Raw genomic sequence first — 20,035 nt, forward strand, 5'->3', positions numbered from 1 at the left:
GGATGGAAACGAATGACCTGATCAAGGCACTTGCCACCGATACGCGGCGCCAGGGGCTACCGCTGGGGCGGGCGTGGATCGCGGCGCTGGTGGTCGCCGTGCTCGTGGCGGCGGTCGTATTCTTCGCGCTGCTCGGGCCCCGTCCTGATGCCGGGGCTGCGCTGTCCACCGTGCGCTTCGTCTTCAAGTTCATCGTCACTGTTGCGCTGGCCGTCGCGGCCTACCGGCTTGCCGTCGCGGTCTCGCGGCCGGGCGGCAACTGGCGGGCTGCCCTTTCCGGCCTGCTGGTGGCGCCGCTGCTTCTTGTCCTTTCAGTCCTGCTGGAGCTGGTCGCAGTGCCGTCGACGAGCTGGGCTGCCCGGCTGATCGGGACCAACAGCATGGTATGCCTGACCTTCGTTCCCCTCATCGGCGTCATTCCCCTCGTCGTCCTGCTGCTGGCCATGCGGCACGGTGCGCCGGTCAACGCGACCGCCGCCGGTGCGGTGTCGGGGCTTCTGGCGGGGGGGATTGCCGCCGCCTTCTATGCCGCCCATTGCCCTGACGATTCGCCGCTGTTCGTTGCCGTCTGGTACCCGCTTGCCATTGCCATCCTGGTGAGCCTTGGAGCGCTGCTCGGACGGTTCTTCCTGCGGTGGTGAGGGCCGCGGAGATGACAATCGGGGGCGAAGGCCGTGGGCCGGACATCGCCAGTGACGCTGCTCAATCCGATTGCAACGCGGGCTCTCCGCCCTATAACTAAATTGCAGGAACGAAACCGCCATCCGGCCGTTCCGACCGTGCAACAGAGGGAACGATCATGGAATGGAAAGGCCGGCGGCAATCCAGCAATGTCGAGGACCAGCGCGGGGCTGGCGGGCCCGGCGGTTTCGGCCGCGGCGGCGGCTTCCGCATTCCGATGGGCGGCGGGCCGCGCCGGGCCGGCGGCGGCCTGAGCGTCGGCACCATCATCTTCCTCGTCGTGATCTATTTCGTGCTGAAGATGATGGGCATCGATCTGCTGCAGGTGCTCGGCCAGGGCGGCGGTGGGCAGGTGAACCTGCCGGGCTTCGAGCAGACCGAGAGCGCAAGCCGCGCGAACTCGCCGCGGCAGGAGGAGACCAAGCAGTTCATGGCGACCGTGCTCGCCGAGACCGAAGACGTCTGGAACGGCATCTTCCAGGCGAGCGGCGTGCAGTACGAGGAGCCGAAGCTGGTGCTCTTCTCCAATTCGATCCAGTCGGCCTGCGGCTTTGCATCCGCCGCGTCCGGCCCGTTCTATTGCCCGGGTGACAGCAAGGTCTATCTCGACATGAGCTTCTTCGACGAGCTCGCCGACAAGTTCGACGCCGCCGGCGATTTCGCCCAGGCCTATGTCGTCGCCCACGAGGTCGGCCATCACGTCCAGAACCTCACCGGCGTGCTGCCGAAATTCAACCGTGCCCGCCAGTCGATGAGCGAGGCGGAGGCCAACCAGATGTCGATCCGCGTCGAGCTGCAGGCCGACTGCTATGCCGGCATCTGGGGCAAGTACACCGAGCAGAAGGGCCTGTTGAGCGCCGGCGACCTGGAGGAGGCGCTGAACGCGGCGGTGCAGATCGGCGACGACACGATCCAGAAGCGCATGCAGGGCTATGTCGTGCCCGAGAGCTTCAACCACGGCACCTCCGAGCAGCGCATGCGCTGGTTCAAGCGCGGCTTCGACAGCGGCCGGGTTCAGGATTGCGACACGTTCTCGAACGACGTGTGAGGACGCCTAAACGCCCGGCCGGCATCGCCCGGTCGGGTGCGCCAGAAAGCGGGCGCCGTCCGGCGCCCGGGCTTGTGTCTAGCGAACGAGGAAGGCCGTGCCGTAGAGGCCCAGCGCGAAGGCGGTGTGGGCGAGAAGGCCCATCAGGCGGACCTTGTTCGGTTCTGCGGTCTTCGACGCGGCCCAGCCGAGGCCCATGCCGGGCTGCATCAGGAACCAGCCGGCGGCGATGGTGACGATGCCGAAGATCCAGGCGGGCAGGAAGCTCGGCGCGGCGAACCAGTCCATCCCGACGATCAGCGCGAAAACGATGCCGTACAGGATGCCGACGACGTAGTGGCCGGTCCAGCCCAGGACGTTCTCGTGGCGATAGGGCTCCGCATCCGCGATCGCCTCATGAAACACCTTGCCGTCGGCCAGATGCCGGAACCACCGTCCGCCGGGCGCCCAGTTCGGCTTCGGCTGTCCGAAGGCGACGTGCAGCAGCACGGCCCAGAGATCCATCATGACGGTTGCGCCGACGCCGATCAGTGCGCCACGCCAGATTAGCTCGCTCATTCCCTAGCCCCCTTGATCCTCGCAGCCGGCGATCGGCCGCGTCTCCGCGGGTTTCGAAACCTGCGAATCGTCGTCGCCCGCGATCGTAGCGGATGCGATAGGGCAACCCAAGGTGCGCCGGAAACGGCTGGCCGGCCTTTCGTGGCGGGGGCGAGGCGAGCGGCGCGGGGGCGGACGAACGGTCGGAAGGATCAAATTTTGCGATCCTGGCATCAGGAATTTTGCGATGTTCACGTATTGTTTCGCGCGCCGTTCCGGATTATGACGCTTCGGATCGAGAAAATCGCGATTTCCGCGCCGGGATGCCATCCGATGATCGAAGAAAAACACGTCCGCCGGGGGCTGGCCCTCGTCTTCATGATCATGTTTCTCGACGTGATCGGCATTGCCATCATCATGCCGGTGCTGCCGAGCTTCCTGGAGGAACTGACGGGCGCCGACATCGGCACGGCGGCCATCGACGGCGGGTGGCTGCTGATAGTCTATTCGGCCATGCAGTTCCTGTTCGCGCCGCTCATCGGCAACCTGTCGGACCGGTTCGGGCGACGGCCGGTGCTGCTCGTCTCGGTCTTCACCTTCGCGATCGACAACCTGATCTGTGCGCTCGCGACCAGCTTCTGGATGCTGTTCGTCGGCCGGGTGCTGGCCGGGGTCAGCGGCGCCAGCTTCGGCACGGCCGCCGCCTATATCGCCGACGTCAGCACCGACGAGACGCGGGCGAAGAACTTCGGGCTGATGGGGATCGCCTTCGGCACCGGCTTTGCGCTCGGTCCGGTGATCGGCGGATTCCTCGGCGAATTCGGCCCGCGCGTTCCCTTCTTCGGCGCAGCACTGCTCGCCTTCGTCAATTTTGCCGCCGCCTGGGCATTCCTGCCGGAGAGCCTGGAGGCGCGGCATCGCCGGCCTTTCGAGCTTTCCCGCTCCAATCCGCTCGGCGCGTTGCAGCAGATGCGCCACTATCCCGGCATCCTCTGGGTCCTGCTGGTCTTCTTCTGCTACTGGCTCGCCCATTCGGTCTATCCGGCCGTCTGGGCCTTCGTCTCCGCCTATCGCTACGGCTGGTCGGAGGGACAGATCGGGCTGTCGCTCGGCATGTTCGGCATCTGCGCGGCACTGGTGATGGCGTTTGCGCTGCCGCGCATCGTTCCCGTCCTCGGCGAATGGCGCACGGCGGTGCTCGGCCTCTCATTCGCCTCGCTCGGGCTTGCCGGCTACGCCGCCTCCTGGCAGGGCTGGATGATCTATGCCGTTATCCTGCTGACGGCGATCGAGAACGTCGCCGACCCCGCGCTCAGATCGATCGCGTCGGCAAAGGTTCCCCCGTCCGCACAAGGCGAGTTGCAGGGGGCGCTCTCCAGCCTCGCGAGCGTGACGACGATCGTCGGGCCGCTGATCTTCACGCAGATGTTCGGCCTGTTCACCGGCCCGTCCGCGGCCGTCTCCTTTGCCGGGGCGCCCTATGCGCTCGCGGCCGCAATCCTGCTTGCGGGCGTCGTCCTCTTCGTTCTCAAGGTCCGCGGCGGCGCAAGTCCGGTCGCCGGTGCCGCCCAAGTGGCGGGCTAGGTCGGATTTTCAGGGAGTTCGGCAGTTTTCGCCGATTTTGCGGGAAAAGGCGGTCGGATCTGCGTTTTCTCGCCCGTTTTCGAGCTTCCGGCGCCGAAATCCCACGATTTTGGCACGAACGGGCGCATTTTTGATGGATGGATCAATTCTATTGGATTGATCGCCCTGCGCCGATGTGATCGGAAGCGAGCCGAAAGGTGGCAGCAACATGCACATGATCGCACCGCGGCACGACAACAGCTGGGCGTCCCATTTCCGGGCGACCTTCACTCTCGGCATTCCGCTGATCGGTGCGCAGCTGGCCCAGCTCGGAATCCATACGACCGACGTCGTCATCCTCGGCCGGCTCGGGGCGGCGCATCTGGCGGCGATCGTGCTGGCGAGCCAGTTCTTCTTCATCATCTTCATCTTCGGCTCGGGCTTTGCGACGGCGGTGATTCCGATGGTGGCCCAGGCCTTCGGGCGCGGCGACACCGTCTCGGTGCGCCGCTCCGTGCGCATGGGCATGTGGGTGGTGCTGCTCTATTCGCTGCTGACGGCGCCGGTCTTCTCCTATGCCGAGCAGATCCTGCTCCATGCCGGCCAGAAGCCGGAGGTGGCGGCCCTTGCCGGCGACTATCTCGCGATCGCCCATTGGGGCATGCCGCCGGCGCTCTTGTTCATGGCGCTTCGCGGGCTTGCGAGCGCGGTGGGCAAGGCCGGCATCATCCTGAAGATCACGATCACGATCCTCATCCTCAACGCGATCTTCGCCTACGGCCTCGTGCTCGGGCATTTCGGCCTGCCGGCGCTCGGCATCGAGGGGGCCGCCTATGTCTCCTTCGGCGTGAACCTCCTGTCGTTCGTGCTGATGGTGGCCTATGTGCAGAGCCGTCCGGAGATGCGGCGCTACGAGCTTTTCGTCCGCTTCTGGCGGCCCGACTGGTCGGCCTTCCGCGAGGTGGTGTATCTCGGCCTGCCGATCAGCTTCACCATCATCGCCGAGGTCAGCCTGTTCACGGCCGCCTCGCTCCTGATGGGCTCGATCGGCACGATCGAACTCGCCGCGCACGGCATCGCCCTGCAGTTCGCCTCGATCGCCTTCATGTTTCCCTACGGGCTGGCGCAGGCGGCGACCGTGCGGGTCGGGGTCGCGCACGGGCGCGGCGATCACATGGGGATGGTCCGGGCGGCGATCGCCTGCATGATCGTGGCGACCGGCATCGCCATGGCCGGTACCGCCCTGTTTGCGGCGATCCCGACGCAGCTTGCCGGCATCTTCCTCGATCGCCAGTCCGCTGAAGCTGCGCAGGTGCTTGCCTATGCCGGCCCGCTGATCGTGATTGCCGGCGTGTTCCAGCTCGTCGACGGCCTGCAGGCGATCGCCGCCGGCCTCCTGCGCGGCCTGAAGGACACGCGGGTGCCGATGCTGCTGGCGATCCTGTCCTACTGGCCGATCGGCTTCGGCTGCGCCTGGCTGTTCGCCTTCCCGCTCGGTCTGGGCGGCATCGGCGTCTGGCTCGGCTTCCTCTGCGGGCTCACGGCGGCCGCGATCCTGCTGTGCTGGCGCTTCTACGTGCGGATGTCGGCGGAAGGGCGGAGCCGGGCGCTGCCGGAGGCGCAGAGCCGGGCGGCGTAAGGCCGGGCGCGATCGGCAATGCCAGGGAATGGCGCACGGATCTGTGCGATCCGTCAGGGATCGGCCCGGCCTCCTCGTTGGTGAGGCCGGGACTTCGATCTCCCGCTCAGGGCAGGGTCAGGCGCGCTCGGCGAGGGCTTCCTCGCCCTTCTTCTGCCGCACCAGGTTGATGAAGCGGCGGAAGAGGTAGTGGCTGTCCTGCGGGCCGGGCGAGGCCTCGGGGTGATGCTGCACCGAAAACACCGGCTTGCCGGTGAGGCGCAGGCCGCAGTTGGAGCCGTCGAACAGCGATACGTGGGTTTCCTCGACGCCTTCCGGCAGGCTGTCGGAGGAGACGGCGAAGCCGTGGTTCATCGACACGATCTCGACCTTGCCGGTGGTGTAGTCCTTGACCGGATGGTTGGCGCCGTGGTGGCCCTGGTGCATCTTCTCCGTCTTCGCGCCGACGGCGAGGCCCAGCATCTGGTGGCCGAGGCAGATGCCGAACATCGGGATCTCGGACTGGATGAGGTCGCGGATCACCGGAACGGCATATTCGCCGGTCGCGGCCGGGTCGCCCGGGCCGTTGGAGAGGAAGATGCCGTCCGGCTTCTGCGCCAGGACTTCCTCGGTGCTGGAGGTCGCCGGCATGACGGTGACCTTGCAGCCGAGACCGGCGAAGAGCCGCAGGATGTTGCGCTTCACTCCGAAGTCGAGGGCGACGATGTTGTACTTCGCATCCGTTTCCGAAAGGTCCTCGAAGCCCTCGTTCCAGACCCAGGGCTCCTGGATCCAGCGCGAGGACTGGCCGGACGAGGCGACCTTGGCGAGGTCGAGGCCCTCGAGCCCGCTCCAGGCGTTCGCTTCGGTCTTCAACGTCTCGATGTCGAAGACGCCGGAGGGATCATGGGCGATCACCGCGTTCGGGGCGCCATGCTCGCGGATCCAGGCGGTCAGGGCGCGGGTGTCGATGCCGCAGAGCCCGATGATGCCGCGGGCCTTCAGCCAGGCGTCGAGGTGTTTGGCGGCGCGGTAATTGGAGGGATCGGTGATGTCGGCCTTGAAGATGACGCCGACCGCGCCGTGGCGGGCCGCCGGCGTCAGGTCCTCGATATCCTCGTCGTTGGTGCCGACGTTGCCGATGTGGGGGAAGGTGAAGGTGACGATCTGGCCGAGATAGGAGGGATCGGTCAGGATTTCCTCGTAGCCGGTGAGCGCGGTGTTGAAGCAGACTTCCGCCTGGACCTTGCCGGTCGCGCCGACGCCCTTGCCCTCGATCACGGTGCCGTCGGCGAGAACGAGCAGTGCCGTGGGCTTGTCGGCGGTCCAGGGGGCGGTCGAAGGGGCAGTCGAGGTCATGGTCATCCCTTTTCCGGCGCGAACCGGCCCGCCTTGAAAGGCGAGGGTGCAGGCGCCATTTAATGTCGCAGACGTGGGCACGCGGAAAATCCGCGCCAAGGCCACTACATGCAAATTTCGTGCAGGTGCCGGAAAATAGACAAAGCACGCCGCCGGGTCAACCTTCCGGCTGTGGATTGCTTCTAATTTTCGCTATTCAGAATCAATGGCTTAAGCAATCAATTTGATTGCCGAGGCCTTGCTGGTCTATGAGAGCGCACGAACTGACGCACAACATCGAGAAAATGCGGACCCGTCGCGCCCGGCAGCGGCAGGCGGTCCAGCGGAGATAGACAATGCGCGAGCAACTCGCAGAATGCCTCAAGGACGCCCTGAAGAGCAAGGACACGCGCCGGACTTCGACCGTGCGGCTGATCCAGGCTGCGATCAAGGACCGGGACATCGCCAATCGCGGCGCCGGCAAGGATCCCGTCGATGACGACGGCATCCGCCAGATCCTGGCCAAGATGATCAAGCAGCGCGAGGAATCGGCCCGCATCTATGCCGAGAACGGCCGCCCCGAGCTTGCCCAGCACGAGCGCGAGGAAATCGCCGTCATCAACGGGTTCCTGCCCGAGCAGCTCTCGGAGGACGCGGTCAAGGTGCTCTGCGCCGACGTGGTCCGGGATACCGGGGCGCATGGCCTTCGCGACATGGGCAAGTGCATGAACGCGCTGAAGGAGCGCTATCCCGGCCAGATGGACTTCGCCAAGGCCTCGGGCGTGGTGAAGGACCTGCTGAAATAGGCAGCCGGCAGGGACCTGCCGGCAAACAAGGAAAACAAGACGCCGCGGCAGGTCCGCGGCGTTCTGCTGTTTGCGGCACATATCCGCAGGACCCGGCCGGCCTCAGGTCGTCCGCGCCGCCCGGGAGCCTGTGACCTGGGCGAAGGCCTCGTCCACCAGTGCGTGCTTGGCCGCCTGGTACTGCCAGTACTGCCGCAGCAGCCTGCGGGAGATCCACACGTCGCTCTCGCCGCGCCTGCCGCTCCAGCCGATATCGCCCATTTCCGCCGCCTTGCCGAACAGGCGGACGACATGGGTGCGCGAGATGGTGAAGCGGCGCGCGGTCTCGGTCAGGGACAGCGTGCCGGCGGGAAGGCGGTCGGCGGGAGGTCCGGCGTCGGTCGCGCCGGCATCCACCCCGGCGATCAGGAGATCCAGGATGAGGCCGCCGAAATTGGCCCAGGTGAAGAGATCGAAGGCCGGTCCCTGGCTGCGGACCGAACCTGCGACCAGGATGCGCTCGGCGATCTTCGGCTGCAGGCGGTATTGCAGCGTCGGGTCGGCCCGGTAGATTTCGGCGCGGTTGCCGCCGTCGATCCCGTCGAGGCCGGCCAGGTGCAGTTCGAGCCATTGCGACATCGCCCGGTCGGGCACGTCCGTCGCCTGCAGCGGCTTCCTCCGGCGGTCCTCGTGGCCGCTGACGACCCGCACGAAACCGTTGGCCACGATCTCCTGGATGAAATCGGCGGCGGTGTTCTTGCTCGCCACGTTCTTTTCGAGGACGAGCGCGATGAAGCGCGCCGTGTAGAGGCCGCTTGCGGGATCTGCGGGGTCGCGCGAGCAGGCCAGCGCGAAGGCAGCGTGGCTCATCAGCCAGCGTTGCTGCGAGGAGAACAGCCTCCCCAGCGGCGGATCGGCGTCGTAGATGTCCAGAAGCAGCCGGGCGCCCTGCCGGAAGGCGTAGAAGAAGCGGAGATCGGCTTCGAGGGCCGCGGCGGCAATCGGCATGTCGTTCAGTCCGGTATCGGCCGGTATCGGCCGGCTTGTCATCGCCCTTCTCTTCGCCACCAAGTTGAGCATCTGTCAATTTCGACCTTTAGCTAATTTTTACGAACAGGCGTCCTGTCGCGCATTGCCTGTTGACAGCCGGACACTTGTAGCGCTCGTCGGCAGCAATCATTATAAGGGCCGGGTCGCCCGGACGGCGGCGACGGAGATCACGTTCAAAGATGCGCTTTTCCCCTTCGTTCCTCGACGAGATTCGCGATCGCGTGCCGATTTCGGCCGTGGTCGGCCGCCGCGTGAGCTGGGACAAGAAGAAGACCAACGTTTCGCGCGGCGACTACTGGGCCTGCTGCCCGTTCCATGGCGAGAAATCGCCGAGTTTCCACTGCGAGGACCGCAAGGGCCGCTATCACTGCTTCGGCTGCGGCGTTTCAGGGGACCATTTCCGCTTCCTCACCGAACTCGACGGGATGAGCTTTCCCGAAGCCGTGCAGCAGATGGCCGACATGGCCGGCGTGCCGATGCCGCAGCCGGACGCGCAGGCCGAGCGCCGCGAGAAGGAGCGCACTTCGCTGCTCGATGTCATGGAGATGGCGACGGCCTTCTTTCAGGAGCAGTTGCAGTCGGCTGCCGGCGCGCGTGCCCGCGCCTATCTGCGCGACCGCGGCCTGACGGGGCGGACGATCGAGACCTTCCGGCTCGGCTATGCCCCGGAAGGCCGCAATGCGCTGAAGGAGCATCTGGCCGGCAAGGGCGTGCCGAAGGAGCAGATCGAGGCTTGCGGCCTGGTGGTGTACGGGCCGGAGATCCCCGTCTCCTACGACCGCTTCCGCGACCGCATCATGTTTCCGATCCTGTCGTCGCGCGAAAAGGTGATCGCCTTCGGCGGCCGCGCCATGTCGCCGGACGCGCCGGCGAAGTACCTGAACTCGAACGAGACCGAACTCTTCCACAAGGGAAGCGTGCTCTACAATTTCGCCCGTGCCCGCAAGGCGGCGCAGGGGGCCGGCCGCGGGGCGCAGGACGACCGGGGTGCCGGCACGATCATCGCCGTCGAGGGCTACATGGACGTCATCGCCCTGCACCAGGCGGGCGTCGAGAATGCCGTCGCGCCGCTCGGCACGGCATTGACGGAGAACCAGCTCGACCTGCTCTGGAAGATGACGCCGCAGCCGGTCCTGTGCTTCGACGGCGACGGGGCCGGCATCCGCGCCGCCAACCGCGCCGCCGAGCTGGCGTTGCCGCATATCCGGCCGGGCCGCACCGTCCGCTTCGCGCTCCTGCCCGATGGCAAGGACCCCGACGACCTCGTTCGCCACGAGGGGCGCAAGCCGTTCGACAAGGTGCTGGCCGGCGCGCGGCCGCTCGCCGAGATGATCTGGACCCGGGAAGCCGGCGGCGGCACCTACGAGACGCCGGAAAGCCGGGCGGAGCTGGAGGCGCGGCTGCGCCAGCTCGTCTCGGTCATCGTCGACGAGAACGTGCGCCGGCACTACCAGCAGGACATGCGCGACCGGCTGAACGCCTTCTTCCAGCCCGCCTCCCGACAGGGCGGCGAGCGGCGCGGCTTCGGCGGGCGGCAGGGGCAGGGACGCCAGCAGGGCGGCCGCAACGGCGGCGGCGGCCCGTCATCGACGCCGTCGGCGATCTCCGACCGGCTCGCCCGCTCGACGCTGGTGCGCGGCGCGCAGGAATTGCCGGCCTTGCGCGAAAGCGTGCTGGCGCTGACGATCGTCAACCAGCCGCAACTGCTGTTCGAGGAATACGACGAGGTTTCGGCGATCGAATTCGACAATCGCGACCTGCAGCGCTTCTGGTCGGCCGTGCTCGGCATCGCCGCCGGCATGGGCGAGCGGCTGTCGCGCGAGCGACTGGTGGAGGAACTGGAGGCTTCCGGCTTCGAGCCGACACTGAAGGCGCTCGACCAGCAGATCCGCAATTCGCGGCTGTGGACGGCGACGGAGGAGGCGGCCCCCAGCGACGCCCGGGAGGGCTACCTGCAGGCTATGGCGCTGCACAAGCGCACGCGGGCGCTCCTGTGGCAGCGGCGCGAGCTCGAGCGCGAACTGGCGGAGGCGACCGAGGACGGCGACGGCGATCGCGTTCCGCAGATCCTGCGGGCGCTGCAGGAAGTGCAGATGGAAACCAAGCGGATGGAGAACCAGGAGGCGATCATCGACGGCTTCGGCGTGATGTCCGGCCGCGTCAAGGGACCCGCCAAGGGATAGCGACGCGGGGCTCTTCTCCCCGTCGGGGAGAAGGTGGCGCGTAGCGCCGGATGAGGGGCGGTGGGCGCGGCGTTTCCGGCGAAGCCCCCCTCATCGCCGCGCTTCGCTCGGCACGTCCCCCCGCCGGGGAGAAGAGGGAGGATTGCACCTCCTGCCACGCTCCGCGCTTTCGTCCTCCGGAGCCCCTTGCATCGCTCCGCCGGCTGGCGATGATGCCACGACGATTCCCGGAAGAGGCCCGATGCCGCCATTTGAAAGACAGGAGCCGCCGTATTCGACCGGGCGGCCGCTCGCCGCAAACGCCAGTCCGCTGGAGGTGCTGAAGCGCGTCTACGGCTACGATGCCTTCCGCGGCAAGCAGCAGGCGGTGGTAGAGCATGTGACGGCGGGCGGAGACGCGGTGGTGCTGTTTCCGACGGGGGCGGGCAAGTCGCTCTGCTTCCAGATCCCGGCGCTCTGCCGCGACGGCGTCGGCATCGTCGTCTCGCCGCTGATCGCGCTGATGCGCGACCAGGTGGAGGCGCTGAAGCAGCTCGGCGTGCGGGCGGCGGCGCTGAATTCCGCCCTGTCGCGCGAGGAAGCCGGCGCCGTCATGCGGGCGGTGCGGGCCGGCGAGCTCGACCTTCTCTACGTCACGCCCGAGCGGACCGTTACCGACGGTTTCGCGGAGCTGATCGGCAATGCCCGGATCGCGCTCTTTGCCATCGACGAGGCGCATTGCGTCTCCCAGTGGGGGCACGATTTCCGGCCCGAATACCGCGCGCTCGACCGGCTCGCCGAGCGCTATCCCGGCGTGCCGCGGATCGCGCTGACGGCGACCGCCGATCCGCATACCCGCGAGGACATCATCGAGCGCCTGTCGCTCACGAACGCGCAGGTGTTCACCACCTCCTTCGACCGGCCGAACATCGCCTATGACATCGTCGAGCGTGACCAGCCGCGCCAGCAACTCCTGCGCTTTTTGTCGCGCCACAAGGATGCGAGCGGCATCGTCTACTGCCTGTCGCGCGCCAAGGTGGAGGATACCGCAGCCTGGCTCGACGCGCAGGGCATCCGCGCGCTGCCCTATCATGCCGGGCTCGACCGCTCCGTCCGCGATGCCAACCAGGATGCCTTCCTGAAGGAGGAGAACCTCTGCCTCGTGGCGACCGTCGCCTTCGGCATGGGCATCGACAAGCCGGACGTGCGCTATGTCGCCCATCTCGACCTGCCGGGCTCCGTCGAGGCCTATTATCAGGAGACGGGCCGGGCCGGGCGCGACGGATTGCCTTCCGAGGTGTGGATGGCCTACGGCATGGCAGACGTGATGCAGCGCCGGCGGATGATCGACGAGGGGGACGCGGCCGAAGACATCAAGCGCGTCGAGCGCGCCAAGCTGAATGCGCTGCTTGCAATCTGCGAGACCGTGTCCTGCCGCAGGCAGGCGATCCTCGCCCATTTCGGTGAGGCGCATCCCGGCGGCTGCGGCAATTGCGACACCTGCCGCAACCCGGTCGAGACCTGGGACGGGACGGAGGCCGCGATCACAGCACTTGCCGCCGTCTACCGCACCGGAGAACGTTTCGGCACCGGGCATGTCATCGATGTCCTGATGGGCGTCGAAAACGAGAAGACGGAGCGCTTCGGCCACACCGGCATGCCGGTGTTCGGGGCGGGCAAGGACATTCCGGCGCGGACCTGGCAATCGGTGTTCCGCCAGCTGCTCGCCGCCGGCCTGATCCGTATCGACCATGCGGCCTTCGGGGCGATGAAGCTGGAAGCGGAGGCGCGGGCGGTGTTCCGGCGCGAACGGGAGGTCCGGTTCCGCAAGGACCGGCCGGCGCCGGCGCGGGCTTCGCGCGGCGGGGCGAAGCCGTCTTCGGCGGCGCGCGAGCGGGCCGACCTTGCAGGCTCCGATCGCGAGCTGTTTGAAAAGCTGCGCGCCGAGCGCCTGTCGATCGCCAAGGACCTGGACGTGCCGCCCTATGTCGTCTTCCCCGACGCGACGCTGATCGCGCTGGCGAAGGAGAGGCCGGGAGACTGGGACGAACTGCTCGACATTCCCGGCATCGGCCAGAGCAAACGCGAACGGTTCGGCAAGGCGTTCCTGGCTGTGATCGAGGACTACGTCGAGGGCGCGTGAGATGCGGCGGCCGCGGTCGCCGTGAAAGATGGGAGAAGAGCCGATGACCGAATGGAACCTGCCCTGGGATGGGGCCTGCCGCTGCGGACGTGTGCGGCTGAAGATCAGCGCACCACCGCTTCTGACGATGGCGTGCCACTGCACCGGCTGCCAGCGCATGTCGGGCAGCGCCTATTCGCTCAGCGCCGCCATTCCGGCCGAAGGGTTCGCCGTGGTCGAGGGCGAGTCGGTCGTCGCCGGCGCCAACGCCGAGGCCGGCCACCATTTCTGCCCGCACTGCATGACGTGGATGTTCACGCGGCCGAAGGGGATCGATTTCTTCGTCAACCTTCGCCCGACCATGCTGGAGGATACGGGCTGGTTCGTTCCCTTCATCGAGACCTATACGAGCGAGAAGCTGCCGTGGGTCGAGACGCCGGCCGCCCACAGTTTCGATCGGTTTCCGCCGTTCGAGGCCTATGAGGGGCTCGTCGGCGCATATGCCGCACGCCGATCGCCCGGCGATTAACCCTCCGTTAATGATCGTTGGATGCGCCAGACACGTCTGTAGGAGGGTGTGATATCGAGCGCCCGTCAAACAGATCCATTGCCAATGAACATTAACATATTCAAAAATATTAGAAATCGCCTCTCGACCGATCCCGCCTCGCGGCATTCGCAACATCTGATGCTTGTCTGCCAGGCGGCGTTGCCGGTCGGCGTCGTCGTCACCGCGCTGTGGATGCCGATCTTCGCCTTCGTCGGCGACTGGTTCCTCGTCCTCCTCGTCGGCTTCCTGTTGCTGGTAATGGCCGCCTGCTGGGAGGCGGCACGGCGGGGATATTTCTCGGCCGGCTACATCGCCGCACAGTTCGCATCCGGGATTTTCGTCGTTTACTTCTCGCTGCTCTACGACGTGCCGAGCGAAGCGGTGCCGCGCGTGTGCCACCTCTATTTCCTCGTCATCGCGCTGGCCGGCTATGCCAATTTCGGGCGGGATCGCGGCGTGCTGCAACTGGTGGTGATCCTGCTGTGTCTCTTCGGCTTCGTCGTCTTTGCCAGTTCGCCGATGGCCTTTTCGTTCGCCGTGCCCATGCCGGAGGCGGTGCGCGCCGTCACCGCCTGGATCAACGTCGCCTCCGTCGCCATCCTGCTTGCCGGCGGGGTCGTGCTGCTCCAGCGCGAGTTCACGCTGGACGGCAACACGGCCAGGGAACTGCGCTCAGCACTTGCCGACAGCCAGTTCGAGCTGTTCTACCAGCCGCAGGTGGACCAGGCGGGAACGGTGATCGGGGCGGAAGCACTGCTGCGCTGGAAGCATCCGAAACGGGGCTACGTGCCGCCGGACGAGTTCGTGCCTGCGGCGGAGCGCGCCGGCCTGATGCCGCGGCTCGGAAGCTGGGTGCTGAAGGAGGCGGCGCAGACGCTGTCGGCCTGGCGGGCGCATCCCGCGACGAGGGATCTGGTCCTGTCCATCAATGTCAGCGCCGACCAGTTCCGGATGGCCGATTTCGTGCCGCTGGTGACGGAAACGATCGAGGCCTACGGCATCGAGCCGGCCGTCCTGAAGCTGGAATTGACCGAGAGCGTCTTCGTCGCCGACATCGACGATGTGGTGACGAAGATGAAGGCCTTGCAGCGCGCCGGCATCGGCATCGCGCTCGACGATTTCGGCACCGGCTATTCCTCGCTCAGCCACCTTCGCCAGCTTCCGCTGCAGCAGCTCAAGATCGACCGCAGCTTCGTTCGCGCGGTGACGGAGAGCGGCCGCGGCGCCTCGCTCGCGAGAAACATCGCCAAGATGGGCCACGACCTGAGCCTGGAGATCCTTGCGGAAGGCATCGAGACGGAGGAGCAGTTCCAGTTCATGCTGTCCTGCGGCTGCCGGAAATTCCAGGGCTACCATTTCGGACGGCCGGTGCCGCTGGCGGCACTGGAGGAGCGCATCGCCGCCCCGGCGCAGGCGCTTGTGGGGTAAGGGTGGGATCGCCGATGATGAAGGCTGCATGGCGACAGCGGACGTGATAGAACCCGCCATCCCGACGACCGGAGCATAGCCTCATGAGCACCGACTTCCTCTCCCATCTGCGCCGCGAACTCGAAGCTCTGAAAGCGGCGGGCCTCTACAAGGCCGAGCGCGTGATCACCTCCAAGCAGGCGGGCACGATCGAGGTCGCCTCGGGTGCGCGGGTCCTGAATTTCTGCGCCAACAACTATCTCGGGCTCGCAGACAGCGAGGACCTGGCCGAGGCTGCAAAGGCCGCTCTCGACCGCTACGGCTACGGTATGGCCTCGGTGCGCTTCATCTGCGGCACCCAGGAGGAGCACAAGCAACTGGAGGCCCGCATCTCGGCCTTCCTCGGCATGGAGGACACGATCCTCTACTCCTCCTGCTTCGACGCCAATGGCGGGCTGTTCGAGACGCTGCTTTCCGACGAAGACGCGATCATCTCGGATGCGCTCAACCATGCCTCGATCATCGACGGCGTGCGGCTCTCCAAGGCGAAGCGCTTCCGCTACGCCAACAACGACATGGCGGCACTGGAGGAGGAGCTGAAGAAGGCCGAGGGCAGCCGGTTCAAGCTGATCGCCACCGACGGCGTGTTCTCCATGGACGGCATCATCGCCAATCTCGGCAGCGTCTGCGACCTTGCCGAGAAATACGGCGCGATGGTCATGGTGGACGACAGCCACGCCGTCGGCTTCGTCGGCCGGCACGGCCGCGGTTCGGCCGAGCATTGCGGCGTCGAGGGCCGGGTCGACATCATCACCGGCACGCTCGGCAAGGCGCTCGGTGGCGCGTCGGGCGGCTATACGTCCGCCCGCGGCGAGGTGGTCGACTGGCTGCGGCAGCGCTCGCGGCCCTATCTCTTTTCCAACACGCTGGCGCCGGTCATCGCGGCCGCCTCGCTGAAGGTGTTCGACCTGATCGAGAACGGCGACGAACTCCGCCAGCGGCTTTCCGCCAATGCCGACCTTTTCCGCGCCGAGATGACGAAGCTCGGCTTCACGCTCGCCGGCGAGGGGCACCCGATCATCCCGGTGATGCTCGGGGATGCAGCACTTGCCCAGGAGATGGCGGCGCGGATGCTGGAGAAGGGCGTCTACGTGATCGGCTTCTCCTTCCCGGTGGTTCCCAAGGGCCAGGCCCGCATCCGCACCCAGATGTCGGCGGCGCATTCGCGGGCGGACGTGGAAACGGCGATTGCGGTGTTTGCCGAGGTGGGGCGGGAACTGGGTGTGATCTGAACCGGTGCATTTGGCAATTGCCGCGTTGCCCCTCACCCTAGCCCTCTCCCCGCAGGCGGGGAGAGGGGACGTGCATCGAAAGGCCGTCAGTGCGGGAAGACAAGGCTGCGGCATGGTCCCTTCGCCCCGTTTACGGGGAGAAGGTGCCGGCAGGCGGATGAGGGGCCTTTTGGAGGAGAGATGAGGAACGAGCCATGTCGAACATGATGCGCGCGCTGGTCAAATCGAAGCCTGAGGTCGGGCTCTGGATGGAGAGTGTTCCGGTGCCGGAGCCGGGGCCCAGCGACGTCCTGATCCGGGTGAAGAAGTCTGCGATCTGCGGCACCGACGTGCATATCTGGAACTGGGACCAGTGGGCGCAGAAGACGATCCCCGTGCCGATGGTGGTCGGCCACGAGTTCGTCGGCGAGATCGCCGAGATCGGCTCGGCCGTCACCAAGTACCAGGTGGGCGAGCGGGTGTCCGGCGAAGGCCATATCGTCTGCGGCAAGTGCCGCAACTGCCGGGCCGGGCGCGGCCATCTGTGCCACTACACGAAAGGTGTGGGCGTCAACCGGCCGGGCTCGTTCGGCGAGTTCGTTTGCATTCCCGAGCACAATGTCGTGCCGATCCCGGACGAGGTGCCGGACGAGGTGGCGGCGATCTTCGATCCGTTCGGCAATGCGGTGCACACCGCGCTCTCCTTCGATCTCGTCGGCGAGGACGTGCTCGTCACCGGGGCCGGGCCGATCGGCATCATGGGGGCGATGGTGGCCCGGCGTTCCGGCGCCCGCAAGGTGGTGATCACCGACATCAATCCGGTGCGGCTCGAGCTTGCCCGCAAGGTCGGCATCGAGCATGTGGTGGATGCCTCGAGCGAAGACCTGAGCGAGGTGATGGCGAAGATCGGCATGACGGAAGGGTTCGACGTCGGGCTTGAGATGTCCGGTGCGCCGCCCGCCTTCCGCTCGATGATCGACGCGATGAACAATGGCGGCAAGATCGCGATCCTGGGGATCGCGCCTGATGGCTTCGGCATCGACTGGAACAAGGTGATCTTCAAGATGCTGACGCTGAAGGGTATCTACGGGCGCGAGATGTTCGAGACCTGGTACAAGATGATCGCCTTCGTGCAGGGCGGGCTCGACCTCTCGCCGATCATCACCCATCGCATCGGCATCGACCAGTTTCGGGACGGTTTCGAGGCGATGCGGTCCGGCAATTCCGGCAAGGTGGTGATGGACTGGTGAGGGGGCGGTTGCGGCGGAGCGGTGCGGTTGCGAATCAGCGGCGACAGCGCCCCCTTGTCTTTTTCGCGGCCGCTCCTACATCTTGGCCAACACCCGCAACCGGCGCCCCACGCCTTGAAGACCCGAATCAAAGGGTTTTCCGGGTTTTTTGGCGGAAAAGCTTGACGGAGCCGAAAAATCTGGGAATCACCATCTTTGGCAAAGAATGCGATGGGTACGGCGGACCGGGAAGTCATGTCAATCATGTTGCCACGGCGACATGTCCGCGGCCTCCGGAAGCGAGGCGTGGTTAATCAGGATTTAAGTTTCATTCCGTTAGGTCAGTGAAACGGGTTGGCACGGCGCCGGAGCGTAAAGCAGGCGCTCGCATGGATCCCGGCGGCACTGAAACTGGACACCCCAGGAAAGCGAAGACTAAATGGCAACTAAGGTTAAAGAGAACGAAGAAGCCGAAACCGAACGCGAAGGTGCACCGGACGGCCCGCTTCTGGATCTTTCCGACGACGCCGTCAAGAAGATGATCAAAGCCGCCAAGAAGCGCGGCTATGTCACCATGGACGAGCTGAATTCGGTGCTGCCGTCGGAGGAAGTGACCTCCGAGCAGATCGAGGACACCATGTCCATGCTCTCCGACATGGGCATCAACGTCATCGAGGACGAGGAAGCCGAGGAAGCCCAGAGCGACGACGACAGCGACGACGATACCGAGAGCGAAGGCGGCGATCTGGCTCCCTCGGGCGGGACCGCGCTTGCGGCCGCCAAGAAGAAGGAGCCGACCGACCGGACCGACGATCCGGTGCGGATGTACCTGCGCGAGATGGGCTCGGTGGAGCTTCTGTCGCGCGAGGGCGAAATCGCGATCGCCAAGCGCATCGAGGCCGGCCGCGAGACGATGATCGCGGGTCTGTGCGAAAGCCCGCTGACCTTCCAGGCCATCATCATCTGGCGCGACGAACTGAACGAAGGCCAGACGCTGCTGCGCGAGATCATCGACCTCGAGACGACCTATTCGGGTCCCGAGGCGAAGGCTGCGCCGCAGTTCCAGAGCCCGGAGAAGATCGAGGCCGACCGGAAGGCTGCCGAGGAGAAGGAAAAGGCGAAGAAGGCGCGCACGGCGGCCAACGACGACGACATCACCAATGTCGGCGGCGACATGCCCGCGCCCGAGGAAGAGGAAGAGGACGACGACGAGTCCAACCTCTCGCTCGCCGCCATGGAAGCGGAACTGCGTCCGCAGGTCATGGAGACCCTGGACACGATCGCCGAGACCTACAAGAAGCTGCGCAAGCTGCAGGACCAGCAGGTGGAAGCCCGCCTGCAGGCGACCGGCACGCTGTCGCCCGCCCAGGAACGTCGCTACAAGGAACTCAAGGACGAGCTGATCACCGCGGTGAAGTCGCTGTCCCTGAACCAGAACCGCGTCGACAGCCTGGTCGAGCAGCTCTACGACATCTCCAAGCGGCTGATGCAGAACGAGGGCCGGCTGCTGCGGCTCGCCGAAAGCTACGGCGTCAAGCGCGATTCGTTCCTGGAGCAGTATTCCGGGGCCGAGCTCGACCCGAACTGGATGAAGTCGATCGGCAACCTCGCGGCCAAGGGCTGGAAGGAATTCGCCAAGGCCGAGAACGCGACGATCCGCGATATCCGCCAGGAGATCCAGAACCTCGCCACCGAGACCGGCATCTCGATCGCCGAGTTCCGTCGCATCGTCTCGATGGTGCAGAAGGGCGAGCGCGAAGCCCGTATCGCCAAGAAGGAGATGGTGGAAGCCAACCTCCGTCTGGTGATCTCGATCGCCAAGAAGTACACGAACCGCGGCCTGCAGTTCCTCGACCTGATCCAGGAAGGCAATATCGGCCTGATGAAGGCGGTCGACAAGTTCGAGTACCGCCGCGGCTACAAGTTCTCCACCTATGCGACCTGGTGGATCCGGCAGGCGATCACCCGTTCGATCGCCGACCAGGCCCGCACGATCCGCATCCCGGTGCACATGATCGAGACGATCAACAAGATCGTCCGGACCTCGCGCCAGATGCTGCACGAGATCGGCCGCGAGCCGACGCCGGAAGAACTGGCCGAAAAGCTCGCCATGCCGCTCGAAAAGGTCCGCAAGGTCTTGAAGATCGCCAAGGAGCCGATCTCGCTCGAAACGCCCGTGGGTGACGAAGAGGACAGCCACCTCGGCGATTTCATCGAGGACAAGAACGCGCTTTTGCCGATCGACGCCGCCATCCAGGCGAACCTGCGCGAGACGACGACCCGCGTTCTGGCATCGCTGACGCCGCGCGAGGAACGCGTCCTGCGCATGCGTTTCGGTATCGGCATGAACACCGACCATACGCTGGAAGAAGTCGGTCAGCAGTTCTCGGTCACCCGCGAACGTATCCGCCAGATCGAGGCGAAGGCGCTGCGCAAGCTGAAGCATCCGAGCCGGTCCAGAAAGCTGAGAAGCTTCCTCGACAGCTGACCGGACGCAGATCCGGAAACGTCGAAGGGGTCGGACCGAGTGTCCGGCCCCTTTTTCGTTCGGGAACAGGCGACCTTGCCGCTACGCCGGAGGGTGTAGGCGCCTACGCCGGATGGGTGTGTCCCGTCTACTTCTCCTTGCCGATGGTCATGCCGGGGCCGGGGCCTACATCGGAAATGCACGTTT

The 20,035-nt window shown here is 66.1% G+C and carries 15 protein-coding genes; 12 read left to right on the plus strand and 3 right to left on the minus strand.

Features of this window, described 5'->3' with window-relative positions; translation table 11 throughout:
• Positions 1–2: 2 nt before the first annotated feature.
• The gene (locus LQK81_RS20230; RefSeq protein WP_230808184.1) at positions 3–641 is read left to right on the plus strand and encodes an NrsF family protein; all 639 of its coding nucleotides are present in this window, start codon (positions 3–5) and stop codon (positions 639–641) included.
• A 158-nt stretch (positions 642–799) separates the two neighbouring features.
• Entirely contained in the window at positions 800–1,729 is a 930-nt protein-coding gene (gene ypfJ, locus LQK81_RS20235; RefSeq protein ID WP_230808185.1) for a KPN_02809 family neutral zinc metallopeptidase, read from the plus strand.
• Positions 1,730–1,807: 78 nt separating this feature from the next.
• Here ypfJ and LQK81_RS20240 read toward each other — a convergent pair whose 3' ends face one another.
• Positions 1,808–2,287, minus strand: coding sequence for a DUF2938 domain-containing protein (locus tag LQK81_RS20240; RefSeq protein ID WP_230808186.1), 480 nt, complete (start codon positions 2,285–2,287; stop codon positions 1,808–1,810).
• 312 nt (positions 2,288–2,599) lie between these two features.
• Here LQK81_RS20240 and LQK81_RS20245 point away from each other — a divergent pair, with 312 nt between their 5' ends.
• Positions 2,600–3,850, plus strand: coding sequence for a TCR/Tet family MFS transporter (locus LQK81_RS20245; RefSeq protein ID WP_230808187.1), 1,251 nt, complete (start codon positions 2,600–2,602; stop codon positions 3,848–3,850).
• 208 nt (positions 3,851–4,058) lie between these two features.
• A complete protein-coding gene (locus tag LQK81_RS20250; protein WP_230808188.1) occupies positions 4,059–5,468 on the plus strand; it encodes an MATE family efflux transporter in 1,410 nt (469 codons plus the stop codon).
• A 117-nt stretch (positions 5,469–5,585) separates the two neighbouring features.
• Here the strand turns inward: LQK81_RS20250 and carA are convergent, their stop codons facing one another.
• Entirely contained in the window at positions 5,586–6,806 is a 1,221-nt protein-coding gene (gene carA, locus LQK81_RS20255; RefSeq protein WP_330166566.1) for a glutamine-hydrolyzing carbamoyl-phosphate synthase small subunit, read from the minus strand.
• 335 nt (positions 6,807–7,141) lie between these two features.
• Between carA and LQK81_RS20260 the strand changes: the two genes are divergently transcribed.
• Positions 7,142–7,591 (plus strand): GatB/YqeY domain-containing protein, encoded by a 450-nt coding sequence (locus LQK81_RS20260; protein WP_230808190.1) that lies wholly within the window; start codon positions 7,142–7,144, stop codon positions 7,589–7,591.
• Positions 7,592–7,693: 102 nt separating this feature from the next.
• Here LQK81_RS20260 and LQK81_RS20265 read toward each other — a convergent pair whose 3' ends face one another.
• The gene (locus LQK81_RS20265) at positions 7,694–8,620 is read right to left on the minus strand and encodes a hypothetical protein (RefSeq protein ID WP_230808191.1); all 927 of its coding nucleotides are present in this window, start codon (positions 8,618–8,620) and stop codon (positions 7,694–7,696) included.
• A 179-nt stretch (positions 8,621–8,799) separates the two neighbouring features.
• Here LQK81_RS20265 and dnaG point away from each other — a divergent pair, with 179 nt between their 5' ends.
• The 7 genes from dnaG (at position 8,800) to rpoD (ending at position 19,849) form a co-directional block, all read left to right on the plus strand.
• Complete coding sequence (gene dnaG / locus LQK81_RS20270; protein ID WP_230808192.1) at positions 8,800–10,803, plus strand: DNA primase; 2,004 nt, start codon at positions 8,800–8,802, stop codon at positions 10,801–10,803.
• Between the two features lie 241 nt (positions 10,804–11,044).
• Complete coding sequence (recQ, locus tag LQK81_RS20275) at positions 11,045–12,925, plus strand: DNA helicase RecQ (protein WP_230808193.1); 1,881 nt, start codon at positions 11,045–11,047, stop codon at positions 12,923–12,925.
• Between the two features lie 43 nt (positions 12,926–12,968).
• Positions 12,969–13,433, plus strand: coding sequence for a GFA family protein (locus LQK81_RS20280; RefSeq protein WP_230808194.1), 465 nt, complete (start codon positions 12,969–12,971; stop codon positions 13,431–13,433).
• Positions 13,434–13,592: 159 nt separating this feature from the next.
• Positions 13,593–14,882 carry a putative bifunctional diguanylate cyclase/phosphodiesterase gene (locus LQK81_RS20285; protein ID WP_230808195.1) on the plus strand — a complete coding sequence of 430 codons (1,290 nt, stop codon included), beginning with the start codon at positions 13,593–13,595 and terminating at the stop codon, positions 14,880–14,882.
• Positions 14,883–14,965: 83 nt separating this feature from the next.
• Positions 14,966–16,153, plus strand: coding sequence for a glycine C-acetyltransferase (locus LQK81_RS20290; RefSeq protein WP_230808196.1), 1,188 nt, complete (start codon positions 14,966–14,968; stop codon positions 16,151–16,153).
• Between the two features lie 194 nt (positions 16,154–16,347).
• Complete coding sequence (gene tdh, locus LQK81_RS20295) at positions 16,348–17,382, plus strand: L-threonine 3-dehydrogenase (protein WP_230808197.1); 1,035 nt, start codon at positions 16,348–16,350, stop codon at positions 17,380–17,382.
• 418 nt (positions 17,383–17,800) lie between these two features.
• Positions 17,801–19,849, plus strand: a complete 2,049-nt coding sequence (rpoD, locus tag LQK81_RS20300; protein ID WP_230808198.1) for an RNA polymerase sigma factor RpoD — start codon at positions 17,801–17,803, stop codon at positions 19,847–19,849.
• Positions 19,850–20,035: the final 186 nt, after the last annotated feature.

This window comes from Rhizobium sp. GN54, from assembly GCF_021026345.1.
Classification (GTDB): Bacteria; Pseudomonadota; Alphaproteobacteria; order Rhizobiales; family Rhizobiaceae; genus Mycoplana.